Origin of the sequence: Ferrovibrio sp., from assembly GCF_964218355.1 — a bacterium.
In the GTDB taxonomy this organism is placed as follows: domain Bacteria; phylum Pseudomonadota; class Alphaproteobacteria; order Ferrovibrionales; family Ferrovibrionaceae; genus Ferrovibrio.
This window is the reverse complement of sequence record NZ_CAXPMC010000016.1, coordinates 76,300-91,088: the sequence shown is the minus strand read 5'-3', so window position 1 is coordinate 91,088 and position 14,789 is coordinate 76,300. Positions and strand designations below refer to the sequence as shown.

The following is a 14,789-nucleotide window of genomic DNA, read 5'->3' as shown; positions in this document are numbered from 1 at the left end:
AACCGCGCCATGTCCGTTAATGCAGCTGTCGTTCACGATCATCCGATCCGCCCGCCGAAACCCGGGCTGAAGGCTTCGCTGGGCCGTATGCTGGTCTATGGCCTGATCGCGGCCACCGTGGTCTGGTCCTATCAGGGGGCCGAGATTGCGCCGATGAAGCTGTGGGCCGATGCCGGCAACATGGCAACCTTCCTGAGCGATTTCTTTCCGCCCGATTTCACCGACTGGCGCTATTACCTGGAAGAACTGATCGTCACCCTGCATATCGCCATCTGGGGCACCCTGCTGGCGGTGGTTTTCGCGGTGCCCTTCGGCCTGCTGGCTTCGGCCAATATCACGCCGCCCTGGATCCACCAGCCGGTGCGCCGCCTGATGGATGCCTGCCGTGCCATCAACGAGATGGTTTTCGCCATGCTGTTCGTGGTGGCGGTGGGGCTGGGGCCTTTCGCCGGCGCCATGGCCCTGTTCGTGCATACCACCGGTATCCTTGCCAAGCTGTTTTCGGAAGCCGTCGAGGCCATCGACCCGCAGCCTGTGGAGGGTATCCGTGCCACCGGCGCCAATGCCGTCGAGGAGGTTGTCTACGGCGTCATCCCGCAGGTGATGCCGTTATGGGTGTCCTACTCGCTCTACCGTTTCGAATCCAACCTGCGCTCGGCTTCGGTGGTCGGCATGGTCGGGGCCGGCGGCATCGGCGTGGTGCTGTGGGAAGTGATCCGCGGCTTCCAGTTTGCCCAGACCTGCGCGGTGATGATCATGATCATCCTGCTGGTCAGTGCAGTGGACGTGATCTCGGCACGGATCCGCAAGCTGCTGATCTGACCGGCGCGGTTTCCTCGTTTTCCGGACTGGGCCCGCCACGCAGGTGGCGGGCCTTTTGTCGTGCCGGCAGGATGTCAGTGGCGGGTGGCTGCGTCGCGGCGACGGCGGCGCATGGTTGGGCGGGCCGCGCGCTCGTTGCGGGTGCGGCGGCGGGCCAGCAGGCGGGCGCGGGCCTTCGACAGGGCTTCCTGGGTGACGTAGATCAGCAGCGTGTTGGTCAGCATGACTGCCTCGGCTGATTATGGGGAGGGCAGGACCATTGCGGGCCTGCCAGGAGGAAATACGGAAAAGGTAAACAAATCCTGCGCAAGGCGCCGCCGGTCTCTGCGGATCCGCCATCGTCGCCCCGGCTAGCAGAGGAACCGGGGTGACGATGGCGGGGGCCAGGCCGGGGGTGGGGCGGCGACCGGGCCGCGGCGCGGTGACGGATGGGGGATCCGCCACGGGATGAGGCAGGCGTGGCGCGCCGCTCCGCAGAAATACAACTTATTTCTTCTTCTGCTCCTCGTGGTACAGCAGGCCGCCGGCAGTGCCGGCGGCTGCGCCGATGATGGCGCCGGTCAGCGTGTGGCCGGTGATCAGGCCGATGGCAGCGCCGGCGCCGGTGCCAATGGCGGCACCAGAAAGGGTGCGCTGCTGCTGCTCGTTCATGCCGCTGCAACCGGCCGCAACGAGGCCGGTGACGGCGAGGGCGGCGATCTGCGACTTGAGCATCAAGGTCTCCTTTCGGGCAATTCTTCAGGTTCGCGACATTCGGCAGAGGCCGCTTCCTCCGGCGCTACAGTCCGGGAGGGCCGGAGGACGCGATCTGCTGCCCCAGCATTTGGGAATGTCGGATCGGCGCGCAATGGATATTTGCAGAATGACGCGAATTATTGCGGAAGTCACAAGTATATATCCGGATGATCACAGGAATATCACAGGAATTACTATGGAATTAATATCGCATTCCGGCATGTTTATCTTTGTGCCTGACCCTATCCGGTATGAGACATGCCTTTTCTCTTGGCGGCTGCTTGCGTATCGTCGCAACCATGCCGATTCCGGTTTTCTCCGTCCTGCCCCGCCTCCGGTCCATGGGGCTCCGCAATCTGGTGCCGGCAATGAGTGCCGTCACCCTGCTGGCTGGCTGCGCGCTGCTGCAGCCGCCGGCGGCATCCCCGCCGACACCGTCAGCGCCGCCGCCCGCCGCCGTGCCGGCAGGGCCGCCGCCGCGTACCGCCGTGCCGGTGCCCCGCAGCAAGCCGTTGCCGCCCGGCCTGGCGTCGCCCGGACTGGTCACCGACGGGGCCGGCCGTCCGCTGGTGGTTGGCCTGAACCGTCAGGCGCTGATCCGTCAGTTCGGCACACCGCGGGCGGAGCGCGAAGCGCCCCCCGCGCGCGTGATGGAATTCGGCCATGAGGATTGCCGGCTGGCCGCCTATCTCTACTTCGATACCGCCCGCAGCGACTTCTATGCCCTGCAATACGAAGTGAACGATTCGGTCGAACGCAGTGCGCAGGCGGATCGCTGCTTAGCAAGGATTGCCCGCAATGCCCCCCGCCCCTGAAACCGCCCGCCAGGCAGTCACCCCGGTGGTTGCGGTGGTGGATGACGATCCGCTGTTCCGCGAAACCGTCTCTGCCAATCTGGCCGAGGCGGGCTACCGTGCCGTTGCCTTTGCCGGCGGTGCGGCCCTGCTGGACTGGCTGGCGCAGAGCAACCAGCCGGCAGCCCTGCTGCTGGACTGGCAGATGCCTGAACAGGATGGACCGGCCGTTCTGGAAAAACTGCGCCAAGCCGGCTACGACCTGCCGGTGTTGTTCCTCACCGGTCTGAACCAGCCGATCTTCGAGGAAAAGGGATTGCGGCTGGGCGCCGTCGATTTCGTCGACAAGAGCAAGAGCTTCGCCATCATCCTGCAGCGCCTGCGAATCGCCCTGACCGCCAAGGTGCCGACGGCGGATGCGGCGGTTCTGCCGGCGAGCGGCGGGCTGGTGCTGGACGTGGCCAGCGCCCGTGCGGCCTGGAATGGCCATCAGGTCGATCTGACCCATGGCGAATTCAAGGTGGTGCACCTGCTGGCGCAGCGCATCGGCCGCGATGTCGGCTATCGCGAGATATACGATGCGATCCGCGGGGCCGGCTTCGAGGCCGGCCACGGACCTGACGGCTACCGGGCCAATGTCCGTGCCATGGTCAAACGCATCCGGCAGAAATTCCGCGATCTCGATCCCGGTTTCGATGCCATCGAAACCTATCCCGGTTTCGGTTACCGCTGGCGCCATGGCTGAGCGCCCCGGCAGCGGGCTGAACCGGCTGTGGCGGTCCCTGACCCTGCGCGCCGCGCTGGTGCTGGTGCTGTTCGTGGCTTTGCCGTTCATTCTGTATCTGACCTTCCGCCAGGCCGATTTCGACCGCCAGCGCCTGCTGCTGGAAAGCATTCGGGTGAAGGGACTGACGGTCAGCCGGGCGCTGGAAGAGCGGCTGCAGGATGTCGACACGATCCCGATGTTCCGGCTGGGCGATGAACTGGACCGGTTCCGTACCGAGGGTATAGCCCTGCGCCTGCTGTTCCGGCCGCGCGATGCGGCGCCGGACAGCGGCTTTCTCTATGTCGCTTCGGCGCCGGCCGTGGCGCCCGACGATCTGGACTGGGAGCGGCAGCAGCTGGCCGAAACCGGGGTGCTGGACCGGCTGGCGGCCTCCTGTGCCGGCGACGTGCCGCTGGCCCTGCGCATGGATCGCGCCAACGGACTGACCCGCCTGATCACCTCGATCACGCCGGTGCGCAGCAAGCGCGGATGCTGGGCCCTGGTGATCTCCAATGATCTGACGGACCGAGCCGAGCAGCGGCTCGGCCTGCCCTACTGGCAGGCGCCGGAAGTGCAGCTGGCGGCAGCGGTCTATTTCGGCTTCGCGGCCATCGTCCTGCTGATTGCCTTCGATCTCTGGCGCAGCCTGCTGCGTTTTGCCGCGACCGCCCGCGCGGTCGCCGAGCGTCGCATCGAGGGCCGATTCGTGCAACGCAACCGCCTGCCGGAACTGGAGACGGTGGCGGCGGCTTTTGATCGCATGGAAGACAGTCTGCGGGCGACGGCCGGAGAGCTGCGATACGCGGCGGAAGAAAGTGCCCATGCCTTCAAGACGCCGCTTGGCACCATCCGCCAGGCGCTGGTCCCCTTGCGCAGCCGTCTTCCGCAGGGCGATGAGCGCAGCCGGCAGGCACTGCAGGCCATCGATGCGGCGCTGGATCGTCTTGACGATCTGGTGCGGGCAGCACGGCATCTGGACGATGCCGTGGCCGATCGGCTCGATCCGCCGCGTGAGGCGGTTGATCTTGATGCCCTGGTCGAAGACGTTGTCGAGGCCTATGCCGGCGATGCGGCCGCCCGCAACCTGGTACTCGAGGCCGAGATTGCCAGCACCGCATCGGCGCCGCTCGGCGGTCGCCTGATTGCCGATGCGCTTGGCCAGGTGATCGAGAATGCCCTCAGCTTCTCACCGCCGCAGGGTCGCGTGCGGGTGCGGCTGGGCCGCGAATTCGACCGGCCCGTCATTACCGTGGCGGACGAGGGGCCGGGCGTTCCGGCAGAATGGCTGCCGCAGATTTTCGAGCGGCATGCTTCCTTCCGCGATCATGGCAGCCGGCCGCAGGCGGCCGAGCGTGGCCAGAATTTTGGTCTTGGCCTGTGGGTCGCGCGGCGCAACATGGAAGCCGTCGGCGGCACCATATCTTGCGCCAATCGACCGGGCGGCTTTATTGTGACTTTGGCATTGCCGCGGCAGGGCTGAAGACGGCGCCTGACGAGCCCGGGGCAAGGAAATGGGAAAGATACCGGCGCAAACGGCGTCGCGGCGGGGGCATGTTCAGATTCCACAAGACCGACCGGCAGCTGCTGGCCGCCATATTCGTCCTGCTTCTGGCGGTGCGGGCGGTTCTGCTGGCCATCTATGGACCGGTTGAGGCGCCGGACAGCGGCGGCTATATCGCCTATGCCAACATCATTCTCGCCGGACAGCTGAATAGCCAAAGCCTGGCGGCCGATCTGGCGCCGCACACGGTTTTCCGCATGATCGGCTATCCCGCTGTTCTTGCTGCCGGCCTGCTGGTTGTCGGGAAGCTGTGGGCCTGGCTTGTGGTTGCGCTGCAGATTCTGCTCACCCTGGCCTCTGTCGCGGCCCTTTACCACGTCGCCCTGCTGCTGTGCGGTACGCGGGTCATGGCGGTTCTGGCCGGGCTGGCCTATGGGCTGTCGATGCCCCTGGTGTTCGACCAGATGATACTGACCGACAGCCTGGCCGCCTCCGTGCTGATCCTGGCGGCATGCCATCTGGCCGTCTGTATCCTGCAGCGCCGGCCTCTGCGGTGGCAGGGAGCTGTGGTGGCGGGCCTGCTTCTGGCAATCACCTTTCTGATCCGGGAAGCCTCATTGCTGCTGGCCGGCACAGGCTTGCTGCCGCTGGCTCTGGCTGCGGCCTTTGCCGACCGCTGGCCGGAAAGACCCTGGCGGCTGCTGCGCCTTTCCGGACTGCCGCGCATCACCATCGCCCTGGCGGTTCTGGTGCCGGTCCTTCTGACCTGGCAGGGATACCGGCTCTGGAATGCCGACCGCCTGGGCGTCCCGCTCGTCACCAGCGTCGGGCAGTCCACCATCCTGCAGGGACTGGCGGTTTCTGCCCAGAGGAATCCGGCGGTATTCGATCGCAGCCATGTATTCGACCGGGTCGCGGCTGAAACCTTTTCAACCTATTCCTTCGATGAGATATGGCTGATCAATGGCCGGCTGTACAAGGAATACGGTATGACGGCCGACAGGATCGCCAGCGCGGCCTATGCGAGTTATTTCCGGGCCTGGCTGCGTGAACCGCTCAGCATGCTCTGGATCCCCCTCTACCATGTGCGCATGAGTGTCGTGCTCTCGCCCTTCCAGCCTTTTGCCTCAGTGCGGCTTCTGCACCTCTGGGCAACGGGTGAAGCGCTTGAGCTGGGCACCCGCCGCGCCATGCAGGAGAGGAACTGGACGATGCTGCCGGTTTTCCTGCTGGATACGGTCTGCCGTGCTTTCGCCATTGCGATCTTTGCGGCTTTTCTGTTTGGAACGCCATGGCGGCTGCTGCGTCAGGGCTGGACACCGCAGGTGGTTGTGTCGCTGGGGTTTCTCGGGTTGTTCGTCGCGATGCATGCCGGCTACGCCATGGTGCATCTGGAGCCGCGCTACCTGATGCCGGCAATCGCCGGCGGGACGGTCGTCGGCCTGTTCAATCTGCGCGATCTCTGGCAATGGTATCGCAAACGGCGCCGGGGCGGAATGGCGGAGGCAGAATGATGAACAATGCGGCCGGGGTGGCAGGCGATGCCGACGCAGCCATCGGAATTTCCGTCATCGTGCCCTTCTATAACGAGGAAGGAAGCATCCGCCCGCTCTATGAGCGGCTTGCCGCGGTCCTTCGCGATTTGGGGCGCAGCAGCGAGGTCATTTTTGTCGATGACGGCAGCCGCGACGGAACCCTGGCCCATGCCCGTGAGATCGCGGCGCAGGACCGCAGCGTGCGTGTGATTGCGCTGCGCCGCAATTACGGCCAGACGGCCGCCATCATGGCCGGGATCGACCATGCCCGTGGCGAAGTCCTGATCGCCATGGATGGCGATGGCCAGAATGACCCATCCGATATTCCGTTGCTGCTGGCAGAACTGGACAGGGGATTCGACGTGGTGTCGGGCTGGCGGCGCGAGCGCAAGGATAATGCCCTTGTGCGTACGCTGCCGAGCCTTATCGCCAACGGACTGATCTCGCGGATATCGGGTGTGCGGCTGCATGATTACGGCTGCACGCTGAAAGCCTACCGCCGCGATGTCATCAAGGATGTCAGGCTCTATGGCGAGATGCACCGCTTCATCCCGATCTACACGACCTGGTTCGGCGGTCGCGTCACCGAACTTCCGGTGCGACATCATCCACGCACCAGCGGACAGTCGAAATACGGCCTCAGCCGCATCGTCAAGGTCCTGCTCGACCTGATGGTGGTGATGTTCCTGCAGCGCTATATGACCAAGCCGATCTACCTGTTCGGCGGTTTCGGTTTTACCTGCTTCGCCGGCAGCCTGGGCGGCTTTGTGTGGATGTTGTGGCTGAAGCTGTTCGAAGGCAAATCCTTCATCCAGACGCCGCTGCCGATTCTTGTGACCATGCTGTTCGTGGTCGGCATCCTGTCGATCCTGATGGGCCTGCTGGCGGAACTGATGGTGCGGACCTATTACGAGGCGCAGAGCAAGCACGCCTATTCTGTCCGTCAGCTGGTCAATTTCGACCAGACCTGACATGTGCGGTCTGGCGGGATTTGTCGGACAGGGCGGGGAGCATGACCTCCTTGCGATGACCCGGGCACTGGTCCATCGCGGACCCGATGGCGAGGGCGTCTACCGCGATGCCGACGCGCCGGTCTTTCTCGGCCACCGCCGGCTGTCCATCATCGACCTCGCCGGCGGCGCGCAGCCGATGGCCGATGCCACCGGCGAGGTCGTCGTCGTCTTCAACGGCGAGATTTACAATCACCGCGACCTGCGCCGTGATCTGGAAGCGCGCGGCCATGTCTTCCGCAGCGACCACAGCGATACGGAAGTGCTGGTGCAGGGCTGGCGCGAATGGGGAGAGGCGCTGCCGGCACGGCTGAATGGCATGTTCGCCTTCGTCGTCTGGGACCGGCGCCGGCAATGCCTGTTCATGGCGCGGGATCGCTTCGGCGAAAAACCGCTCTACTGGGCCTGGCAGGACGGGCGGCTCCTGTTCGCATCGGAGCTGACGGCTCTGGCCGGGCATTCGGGCTTCCGGGCGGAAATCGCGCCGATGGCCGCGGCCAAGCTGCTCGGATACGGCTTCATTCCCGCTCCCAATGCATACTGGCGCGATGTGCAGAAGCTGCCGGGCGGCGGCTGGCTGCGTTTCGATCTGCCGGCGCGGCGGGTCAGCACCGGCGCCTACTGGCGTTTTGCGGTGGAGCCGGATGGCGATCTGCCCGATGAAGTGGCGGCGGACCGGCTGCGTGGCCTGCTGGAACAGGCGGTGCAGCGCCGGCTGATGAGTGATGTGCCGCTGGGCGTATTCCTTTCCGGCGGAATCGATTCCAGTGCCATTGCCGCCATTGCCGCGAACCTGCGGGGGGCTGCCGGCATCGACAGCTATTCGATCGGCTTTGCCGAGCCGTCCTACGATGAATCCGCTTACGCGCGGCAGATGGCCGCAGCGATCGGCGCCCGCCATCACGAGGAAAGGCTGACACTGGATGCCGCCCGCGATCTGGCTCCCGCGGTGCTGGGGCGGCTGGACGAACCGCTGGGTGACCCGTCGCTGCTGCCGACCTGGCTGCTCTGCCGTTTCGCCCGCCGCGGCGTCACGGTGGCGCTGTCCGGCGATGGCGGCGATGAACTGTTCGCCGGCTATGACACCTTTGCCGCACTCGGGCTCGGCCGTATCTACCAGGCAGTGGTCGGTCGCGGCGGCCTGCATCGCCGCCTGCGCCGCCTGGCCGACCTGCTGCCACATTCGCCCCGCAACATGAGTTTCGACTACAAGCTGCGCCGGGCCCTCGGTGGCCTCGATCACGGGCCGGAGCTGTGGCATCCGGCCTGGCTGGCGCCGCTGGAGCCTGCCGCGATTGCCGAACTGCTGGAAATGCCGGTCGATCCGGAAGAACTGTATGCGGAGGCGCTGGCAATCTGGCGTGGCGGCCATTCGGACAGCCTGGTCGACCGCGGCCTCGAATTCTATACGCGGCTCTATCTGCAGGACGACATCCTGGCCAAGGTCGACCGCGCGGCCATGATGCACGGGCTGGAAAGCCGGGCGGTGTTTCTCGATAACGATCTCGTCGATTTCGTCCGCCGGCTGCCGGCTCATCACAAGCTGCGCCGTGGCCGGCGCAAATATCTGCTGAAGCGGGCTGTTGCGGGGCTGGTGCCGGCCGAGATTCTCCGCCGGCGCAAGAAGGGGTTCGGCATTCCGCTGTCCGGTTGGCTGAAGCAGATCGACATCCCGGCCAATGCACTGCCCGGCGGAACCGGGGCGCCGCTTGCCGGCCGCTGGCATGCCGCGCATCGGCAGGGCCGCGCCGACCACCGGCTGATGCTGTGGTGCTGGACGGTCATGGGGTATCACGGCGCCGGACGGCGGCCGGGCTGATATTTCAATTTTTATCAAAATGAGACTGGACAAGCGCTCCGGCGGTCCATATATTTCGATAGTATTCGGAATGTGGGAATAAGCCATGGCTTCCGTGATTCCGTTTCCTGCGCCCTGCTGCCCCGCTCCGACAGTCCCCGGCCCGGCGCGATCTGCCGGTGGCTGGCGCCGGCTGCGGGCGATCCTGGGCGGCCGCCGGTCCCGCGATGAAGCCATGCCCGACCCGCAGCTGGTGCGCATCATGGCGCGGATCTGGGTGACGCGCGGCGGCACCGGCAGGGAGGGGTGAGGCATGGAAACCGTCAATGCCGTGACTGCGCTGGGCGCGCTGGCCCATGAACACCGGCTCGGGCTCTACCGGCTGCTGGTGCAGCGCGGCCCCGATGGCCTGCCGGCCGGTGCGCTGGCGGATGCGCTCGGGGTGCCGCCGTCGTCGCTGACTTTCCATCTGCAGCAGTTGCTGCATGCCCGCCTGGTCACCCAGCGCCGGGTCGGCCGCCAGATCTTCTATGCCGCCGATTTCGCCGCGATGAATGGCTTGGTCGGCTTCCTGACCGAAAACTGCTGCGGGACCGGTGCGCTCTGCGCGCCGGCCTGCCAGCCCGCTGCCGCGCTTGCCAAGGGAGACACCAATGAAGCGCCTGCACGTCAACGTCGCCGTTAACGACATCGCGGAATCCGTCCGCTTCTATTCGGTGCTGTTCGGCGCCGGACCGGTCGTGCAGGAGTCCGACTATGCGAAATGGATGCTGGAGGATCCGCGCGTCAATTTCGCCATATCGACGCACGGCACCATCCGCGGCCTCGACCATCTCGGCATCCAGGTCGAGGACAAGGCCGAGCTGGAGGCGGTATCCGGTGCCCTGAAGGCGGCCGGCGCGGCGGTTTTCGACCAGGGCGAGACCACCTGCTGCTATGCGAAATCCGACAAGGCCTGGGTGCGCGATCCCCAGGGCATCGCCTGGGAAACCTTCCTGACCCATGGTCGCAGCACCACCTATGGCGATTCCGCCGCATTGCCGGCCGCAGCGTCCGTCGTGATGTCGGATGCGGCGCAGAGCTGCTGCGCTCCGGCTGCCGATCCGCAGCCGAAATCGGCCTGCTGCGGCTGACGGAGAGCACGATGACCGGGCGAATCTACAACGTTCTGTTCCTGTGCACGGGCAATTCGGCCCGCAGCATCCTGGCCGAGGCGATCATGAACAAGCTGGGACACGGCCGTTTCCGTGCCTTCAGTGCCGGCAGCCAGCCCAAAGGAGCGGTGCATCCCTATGCGCTCGAGCTGCTGCAGAACCTGCATCACGACATGACCGGCCTGCGGTCGAAATCCTGGGACGAATTCGCCGCACCGGAGGCGCCGCAGATGGATTTCGTCTTCACCGTCTGCGACAACGCCGCCGCCGAAGTCTGTCCGGTCTGGCCCGGCCAGCCGATGTCTGCCCACTGGGGTATTCCGGATCCGGCGGCAGCCGAAGGCACCGAGGCGCAGCGGCGCTACGCCTTCACGGAGGCCTATCGCCTGCTGGGCAACCGGATCGGCATTTTCCTCAGCCTGCCGCTGAAGGCCATCGACGAACTGAGCCTGCAGCGCAAGCTGGACGAGATCGGTCGCATGACAGACCGCTCCACCGATAGCGCCGCCTGACAGAGCACCGCACCGATGTCGCTGTTTGAACGGTATCTCACTCTCTGGGTCGCGCTGTGTATCGTGGCCGGTGTCGCCCTCGGGCATGTCCTGCCCGGGCCGATACAGGCCATCGGAGCCATGGAGATCGCCCAGGTCAATCTGCCGGTGGCGGTGCTGATCTGGCTGATGATCATTCCCATGCTGCTGAAGATCGACTTCGCGGCTCTGGGGCAGGTGCGCGAACACTGGCGCGGCATCGGCGTCACCCTGTTCATCAACTGGGCGGTGAAGCCCTTCTCGATGGCGTTGCTGGGCTGGCTGTTCATCGGCTGGCTGTTCCGGCCCTGGCTGCCGGAGACGCAGATCGACAGCTACATCGCCGGACTGATCCTGCTGGCTGCCGCACCCTGCACGGCTATGGTCTTCGTGTGGAGCAACCTTGCCGATGGCGAGCCGCATTTCACGCTCAGCCAGGTGGCGCTGAACGACGCCATCATGGTGGTGGCCTTTGCGCCGGTCGTCGGCCTGCTGCTCGGGCTGTCGGCAATCACCGTGCCGTGGGAAACCCTGCTGCTGTCGGTCGGGTTGTATATCGTGGTACCGGTGATCGCGGCACAACTCTGGCGCCGGGCGCTGCTGCGCCGCGGTGCGGTGGCGCTGCAGGCAATGCAGAAGACGCTCGGCCCGATTTCCCTGATGGCCCTTCTGGTCACCCTGGTGCTGCTGTTCGCCTTCCAGGGGCGCCAGATCATCGACCAGCCGCTGGTGATCGCGCTGCTGGCGGTGCCGATACTGATCCAGGTCTATTTCAACTCCGGACTGGCTTACTGGCTGAACCGCCGCTTCGGCGTTGCCCATTGCGTGGCGGCGCCCTCGGCCCTGATCGGCGCCAGCAACTTTTTCGAACTGGCGGTGGCGGCCGCAATCAGCCTGTTCGGCTTTGAATCCGGTGCGGCACTGGCCACCGTGGTGGGCGTGCTGATCGAGGTTCCGGTGATGCTGTCGGTGGTAAGGATCGTCCGATCCAGCAAGGGCTGGTATGAACGCGGTGCCGCGCCGGCACATGTCCTGAAGGGGAAGGCTGCGGAATGACCAGCATCCTTTTCCTCTGCGTGGCGAATTCGGCGCGCAGCCAGATGGCCGAGGGTCTGGCGCGCGACATGCTGGGGCCCGGGATCCGCGTGCAGAGCGCCGGTTCGTCGCCAACCCGGGTCAATCCTTACGCGATCGCGGCCATGCGCGAGATCGGTATCGACATCACCGGCCAGTCGTCGAAGATCGTCGACAGCATCGACCCGGCCGGTATCGACCTGGTTGTCACGCTCTGCGCCGAGGAGGTCTGCCCGGTCATGCCGGGGCGGGTGCGGCGGCTGCACTGGCCGATCCCCGATCCTGCCTCCGACGATCCGGCGCTGACCCCGGCGCAGATGGCCGACCGGTTCCGGACCGCCCGGGACACCATCCGTGCCCGGCTGGAGCGCCTGAAAGGCGAACTGCCTGCTGGCGTCTAGTCGATGATCATCCGGTCGCGCTGGTGCTGGCGCCAGGCAAAGGCCAGCACGGCGATGCCGACCAGCAGGGCGATCACGCCGATGATCCAGGTGGTGACGACCGCCACCGCGCCGGGAAAGATCAGCAGCAGCAGGGCGAAGGCCACCAGCAGGATGCCGCCCTTGCTGAGCGGCCAGTCGGGACCGAACTCGCGTTTCAGCCGCAGGCTGCCGGCGATTTCGATGATGCCGAAGATCAGCGCCCAGGCTGCCACCAGATACAGCAGCAGCACGATGGTGGCATCCGGCCACAGCACGCTGATCAGGCCGATGGCAACGGCGCTGCCGCCGTTGAGCAGCAGAAAACCGCGACGGCCCTGGCCGGCCGGCTGCCGCAGGGCATAGAGCAGGGTGATGGCGCCATCGATCAGGGCGTAGGCACCGAAGATGACCACCAGCAGGGCCAGGCTGATGCCCGGCCAGAACACGGCCACCAGACCGAACAGCAGGGCGGCCATGCCACGCATGACGATCAGCCACCACAGGCGGCTCGACATCGGGGCGGCCCTGCCGGGCGGCATGCGTTCGACCATCGGGACTGTCCTTCCTTTCCTGCTGTCGCTCCGGCCAATATAGGGACTCCGTGGCCGGATTGCATCGCCATGCCGTTTTATGCAGCTCTGCCGCGATTGCAGCCCTGCCGGCCTGGCGTTACCCTTGATCCATGACCGATCCCGCTGCCTTCATCGCCGGCCTGCCCAAGGCTGAACTGCATGTCCATATCGAGGGCACGCTGGAACCCGAACTGATGGTGGCGCTGGCGCGGCGCAACAACGTGGCGCTGCCCTATGCCGATGTCGACGCCGCGCGGGCGGCCTACAGCTTTGGCAACCTGCAGGACTTCCTCGACCTCTACTATCAGGGCATGAATGTCCTGCAGCAGGAGCAGGATTACTACGACTTGGCCATGGCCTATCTGCGCCGCGCCGCCGAACAGAATGTTCTGCATGCCGAGATTTTCTTCGATCCGCAGGGCCATACCGACCGCGGCATACCCTTCCGCACGGTGATCGACGGCCTGTGGGCGGCCATGAAAGACGCCGAGCGCAGCTACGGCCTGACCACCAGCCTGATCCTCAGTTTCCTGCGCCATCTCGACGAGGCGGCGGCCGAACGCACGCTGGACGAGGCGATGCCGTGGCGCGAGCGGTTCATCGGCGTCGGCCTCGATTCCTCCGAGAAGGGTCATCCGCCGTCGAAATTCCGGCGCGTCTTCGCCCGTGCCCGCGGCCTCGGCCTGAAAGCGGTCGCCCATGCCGGCGAGGAGGGGCCGCCCGGATATGTGCGCGAGGCCCTCGACCTGCTGCAGGTGCAGCGCATCGACCATGGCAACCGGGCGCTGGAAGACGACGCGCTGGTCGTGCGGCTGGCACAGGAGCAGATGCCGCTGACGGTCTGTCCGCTGTCGAATCTGCGGCTCTGCGTGGTGCCGGACATGACGCAGCATCCCCTGCGGCGCATGCTGCAGGCCGGGCTGGTGGCGACGGTGAATTCCGACGACCCGGCCTATTTCGGCGGCTACATGACCGAGAATTTCACCGCCGTGCAGCAGGCCCTGGGCCTGACGCGGGACGAGATTGTCACGCTCGCCGGCAATGGTTTCCGCGCGGCGTTTCTCGACGAGGCGGCGAAACAGCGGCATCTCGCCGCGCTGGCAGCCTACGCTGCCGCTGCGATCTAGCGCCGGACCATGTCCAGCAGCCAGTCGCGGAAGGCGCGCAGCGCCGGATCGTTGCGCCGCGCCTCCGGATAGAACAGGCAATAGGCCTGGTTGCTGCCCAGGCTCTGCGGAAACGGGATGACCAGATCGCCGGCCTTCAGTTCGCGCTCCACCAGAAAGCGTGGCACGATCGCCGCGCCCATGCCGATCGCCGCCGCCTGCACCACCATGGCGAACTGGCCGTAGCGCGGGCCCAGCGGCACCGGCGGGCAGGCGATGCCCTGCAGTGCGAACCAGTCGGGCCAGGCGCTGAGTCGCGTCGACTGCTGCAGCAGCGGGATGCGGAACAGGTCTTCCGGTTTGCGGATTTTATGCTGCGCCAGCAGGCGGCGGCTGGCCACCGGTACCAGTTCTTCCTCGATCAGTTTGTCGACCACGGCTCCGGGCCAGACCGGATCGCCGAACGAGATGGCGGCGTCCAGCGGCTCGGCGGCGAAATCGAAGCTTTCGATGCGGGTCGGCAGGTTGACCGTGATCTGCGGATGCTTCTCGGCGAAATCCGGCAGGCGCGGGATCAGCCAGCGGGTGCCGAAGGTGGGCAGGGTGGCGATGGTCAGCGTCGCCTGGCCGGCCCGGGCGGCCATGGTGTTCACCGTCGCCGTGCCGATGCGGCCCAGCGCGTCCTGCAGCTCGCGGGCATAGGCCGCGCCGGCCGGGGTCAGGATCACCCGCTGGCGGACCCGTTCGAACAGGGTCAGGCCGAGGATTTCCTCCAGCAGCTGCACCCGCCGGCTGATCGCCGCCTGGCTGATATTCAGCTCGCGGGCGGCGGCCGTGAAGCTTTCGTGGCGGGCGGCCGCCTCGAAGGCGGTCAGCGCCGACAGCGGCGGCAGGAAGCGGCGGGGCAGGGCCAAAGTTGATAACCTCCGGTCATCAAGTAATAGCGAGAATTCGTTTGCGCGCCAACCGT

The 14,789-nt window shown here is 66.0% G+C and carries 17 protein-coding genes; 13 read left to right on the top strand and 4 right to left on the bottom strand.

Features of this window, described 5'->3' with window-relative positions; genetic code table 11:
• The first annotated feature begins 9 nt into the window (after window positions 1-9).
• Window positions 10-822, top strand: a complete 813-nt coding sequence (phnE, locus tag ACEQZY_RS09640) for a phosphonate ABC transporter, permease protein PhnE (protein WP_341704046.1) — start codon at window positions 10-12, stop codon at window positions 820-822.
• A 74-nt stretch (window positions 823-896) separates the two neighbouring features.
• Here phnE and ACEQZY_RS09635 read toward each other — a convergent pair whose 3' ends face one another.
• Window positions 897-1,046: a hypothetical protein gene (locus ACEQZY_RS09635; RefSeq protein WP_370153874.1), complete on the bottom strand. Its 150-nt coding sequence runs from the start codon at window positions 1,044-1,046 to the stop codon at window positions 897-899.
• 262 nt (window positions 1,047-1,308) lie between these two features.
• Window positions 1,309-1,536, bottom strand: coding sequence for a YMGG-like glycine zipper-containing protein (locus ACEQZY_RS09630; protein ID WP_370153872.1), 228 nt, complete (start codon window positions 1,534-1,536; stop codon window positions 1,309-1,311).
• Window positions 1,537-1,898: 362 nt separating this feature from the next.
• Here ACEQZY_RS09630 and ACEQZY_RS09625 point away from each other — a divergent pair, with 362 nt between their 5' ends.
• The 11 genes from ACEQZY_RS09625 (at window position 1,899) to ACEQZY_RS09575 (ending at window position 12,120) form a co-directional block, all read left to right on the top strand.
• A complete protein-coding gene (locus ACEQZY_RS09625) occupies window positions 1,899-2,372 on the top strand; it encodes a hypothetical protein (RefSeq protein WP_370153870.1) in 474 nt (157 codons plus the stop codon).
• Complete coding sequence (locus ACEQZY_RS09620) at window positions 2,356-3,096, top strand: response regulator transcription factor (protein WP_341704234.1); 741 nt, start codon at window positions 2,356-2,358, stop codon at window positions 3,094-3,096. Before ACEQZY_RS09625 ends, ACEQZY_RS09620 begins: the two co-directional genes overlap by 17 nt.
• A complete protein-coding gene (locus tag ACEQZY_RS09615; RefSeq protein WP_370153868.1) occupies window positions 3,089-4,597 on the top strand; it encodes an ATP-binding protein in 1,509 nt (502 codons plus the stop codon). Before ACEQZY_RS09620 ends, ACEQZY_RS09615 begins: the two co-directional genes overlap by 8 nt.
• Window positions 4,598-6,128: 1,531 nt before the next feature.
• Complete coding sequence (locus tag ACEQZY_RS09610; RefSeq protein ID WP_370153866.1) at window positions 6,129-7,124, top strand: glycosyltransferase family 2 protein; 996 nt, start codon at window positions 6,129-6,131, stop codon at window positions 7,122-7,124.
• A 1-nt stretch (window position 7,125) separates the two neighbouring features.
• On the top strand, window positions 7,126-8,982 hold the full coding sequence (gene asnB, locus ACEQZY_RS09605; protein WP_370153864.1) for an asparagine synthase (glutamine-hydrolyzing): 1,857 nt from the start codon (window positions 7,126-7,128) through the stop codon (window positions 8,980-8,982).
• A gap of 85 nt (window positions 8,983-9,067) precedes the next feature.
• A complete protein-coding gene (locus ACEQZY_RS09600) occupies window positions 9,068-9,271 on the top strand; it encodes a hypothetical protein (protein WP_370153862.1) in 204 nt (67 codons plus the stop codon).
• 3 nt (window positions 9,272-9,274) lie between these two features.
• On the top strand, window positions 9,275-9,646 hold the full coding sequence (locus ACEQZY_RS09595) for a metalloregulator ArsR/SmtB family transcription factor (protein WP_341704229.1): 372 nt from the start codon (window positions 9,275-9,277) through the stop codon (window positions 9,644-9,646).
• Window positions 9,615-10,094 (top strand): ArsI/CadI family heavy metal resistance metalloenzyme, encoded by a 480-nt coding sequence (locus ACEQZY_RS09590; protein WP_370153860.1) that lies wholly within the window; start codon window positions 9,615-9,617, stop codon window positions 10,092-10,094. Before ACEQZY_RS09595 ends, ACEQZY_RS09590 begins: the two co-directional genes overlap by 32 nt.
• A gap of 11 nt (window positions 10,095-10,105) precedes the next feature.
• Window positions 10,106-10,627 (top strand): arsenate reductase ArsC, encoded by a 522-nt coding sequence (locus ACEQZY_RS09585; protein WP_370153858.1) that lies wholly within the window; start codon window positions 10,106-10,108, stop codon window positions 10,625-10,627.
• A gap of 15 nt (window positions 10,628-10,642) precedes the next feature.
• Entirely contained in the window at window positions 10,643-11,701 is a 1,059-nt protein-coding gene (arsB, locus tag ACEQZY_RS09580) for an ACR3 family arsenite efflux transporter (protein ID WP_370153856.1), read from the top strand.
• On the top strand, window positions 11,698-12,120 hold the full coding sequence (locus tag ACEQZY_RS09575) for an arsenate reductase ArsC (RefSeq protein WP_370153854.1): 423 nt from the start codon (window positions 11,698-11,700) through the stop codon (window positions 12,118-12,120). Before arsB ends, ACEQZY_RS09575 begins: the two co-directional genes overlap by 4 nt.
• On the opposite strand, the gene ACEQZY_RS09570 is transcribed toward ACEQZY_RS09575, so the two are convergent.
• On the bottom strand, window positions 12,117-12,692 hold the full coding sequence (locus ACEQZY_RS09570) for an HdeD family acid-resistance protein (RefSeq protein WP_370153852.1): 576 nt from the start codon (window positions 12,690-12,692) through the stop codon (window positions 12,117-12,119). The two genes, ACEQZY_RS09575 and ACEQZY_RS09570, sit on opposite strands and share 4 nt — an antisense overlap.
• A 131-nt stretch (window positions 12,693-12,823) precedes the next feature.
• Here ACEQZY_RS09570 and ACEQZY_RS09565 point away from each other — a divergent pair, with 131 nt between their 5' ends.
• Entirely contained in the window at window positions 12,824-13,840 is a 1,017-nt protein-coding gene (locus ACEQZY_RS09565) for an adenosine deaminase (protein ID WP_370153850.1), read from the top strand.
• On the opposite strand, the gene gcvA is transcribed toward ACEQZY_RS09565, so the two are convergent.
• A complete protein-coding gene (gene gcvA, locus ACEQZY_RS09560) occupies window positions 13,837-14,733 on the bottom strand; it encodes a transcriptional regulator GcvA (RefSeq protein WP_370153848.1) in 897 nt (298 codons plus the stop codon). The two genes, ACEQZY_RS09565 and gcvA, sit on opposite strands and share 4 nt — an antisense overlap.
• Window positions 14,734-14,789 lie beyond the last annotated feature (56 nt).

Excerpts from the sequence above, each read along its gene's own strand:
- phnE (WP_341704046.1), top strand. The coding sequence starts at position 10 with ATGTCCGTTAATGCAGCTGTCGTTCACGATCATCCGATCCGCCCGCCG.
- ACEQZY_RS09635 (WP_370153874.1), bottom strand. The coding sequence starts at position 1,046 with ATGCTGACCAACACGCTGCTGATCTACGTCACCCAGGAAGCCCTGTCG.
- ACEQZY_RS09630 (WP_370153872.1), bottom strand. The coding sequence starts at position 1,536 with ATGCTCAAGTCGCAGATCGCCGCCCTCGCCGTCACCGGCCTCGTTGCG.
- ACEQZY_RS09625 (WP_370153870.1), top strand. The coding sequence starts at position 1,899 with ATGGGGCTCCGCAATCTGGTGCCGGCAATGAGTGCCGTCACCCTGCTG.
- ACEQZY_RS09620 (WP_341704234.1), top strand. The coding sequence starts at position 2,356 with ATGCCCCCCGCCCCTGAAACCGCCCGCCAGGCAGTCACCCCGGTGGTT.
- ACEQZY_RS09615 (WP_370153868.1), top strand. The coding sequence starts at position 3,089 with ATGGCTGAGCGCCCCGGCAGCGGGCTGAACCGGCTGTGGCGGTCCCTG.
- ACEQZY_RS09610 (WP_370153866.1), top strand. The coding sequence starts at position 6,129 with ATGATGAACAATGCGGCCGGGGTGGCAGGCGATGCCGACGCAGCCATC.
- asnB (WP_370153864.1), top strand. The coding sequence starts at position 7,126 with ATGTGCGGTCTGGCGGGATTTGTCGGACAGGGCGGGGAGCATGACCTC.
- ACEQZY_RS09600 (WP_370153862.1), top strand. The coding sequence starts at position 9,068 with ATGGCTTCCGTGATTCCGTTTCCTGCGCCCTGCTGCCCCGCTCCGACA.
- ACEQZY_RS09595 (WP_341704229.1), top strand. The coding sequence starts at position 9,275 with ATGGAAACCGTCAATGCCGTGACTGCGCTGGGCGCGCTGGCCCATGAA.
- ACEQZY_RS09590 (WP_370153860.1), top strand. The coding sequence starts at position 9,615 with ATGAAGCGCCTGCACGTCAACGTCGCCGTTAACGACATCGCGGAATCC.
- ACEQZY_RS09585 (WP_370153858.1), top strand. The coding sequence starts at position 10,106 with ATGACCGGGCGAATCTACAACGTTCTGTTCCTGTGCACGGGCAATTCG.
- arsB (WP_370153856.1), top strand. The coding sequence starts at position 10,643 with ATGTCGCTGTTTGAACGGTATCTCACTCTCTGGGTCGCGCTGTGTATC.
- ACEQZY_RS09575 (WP_370153854.1), top strand. The coding sequence starts at position 11,698 with ATGACCAGCATCCTTTTCCTCTGCGTGGCGAATTCGGCGCGCAGCCAG.
- ACEQZY_RS09570 (WP_370153852.1), bottom strand. The coding sequence starts at position 12,692 with ATGGTCGAACGCATGCCGCCCGGCAGGGCCGCCCCGATGTCGAGCCGC.
- ACEQZY_RS09565 (WP_370153850.1), top strand. The coding sequence starts at position 12,824 with ATGACCGATCCCGCTGCCTTCATCGCCGGCCTGCCCAAGGCTGAACTG.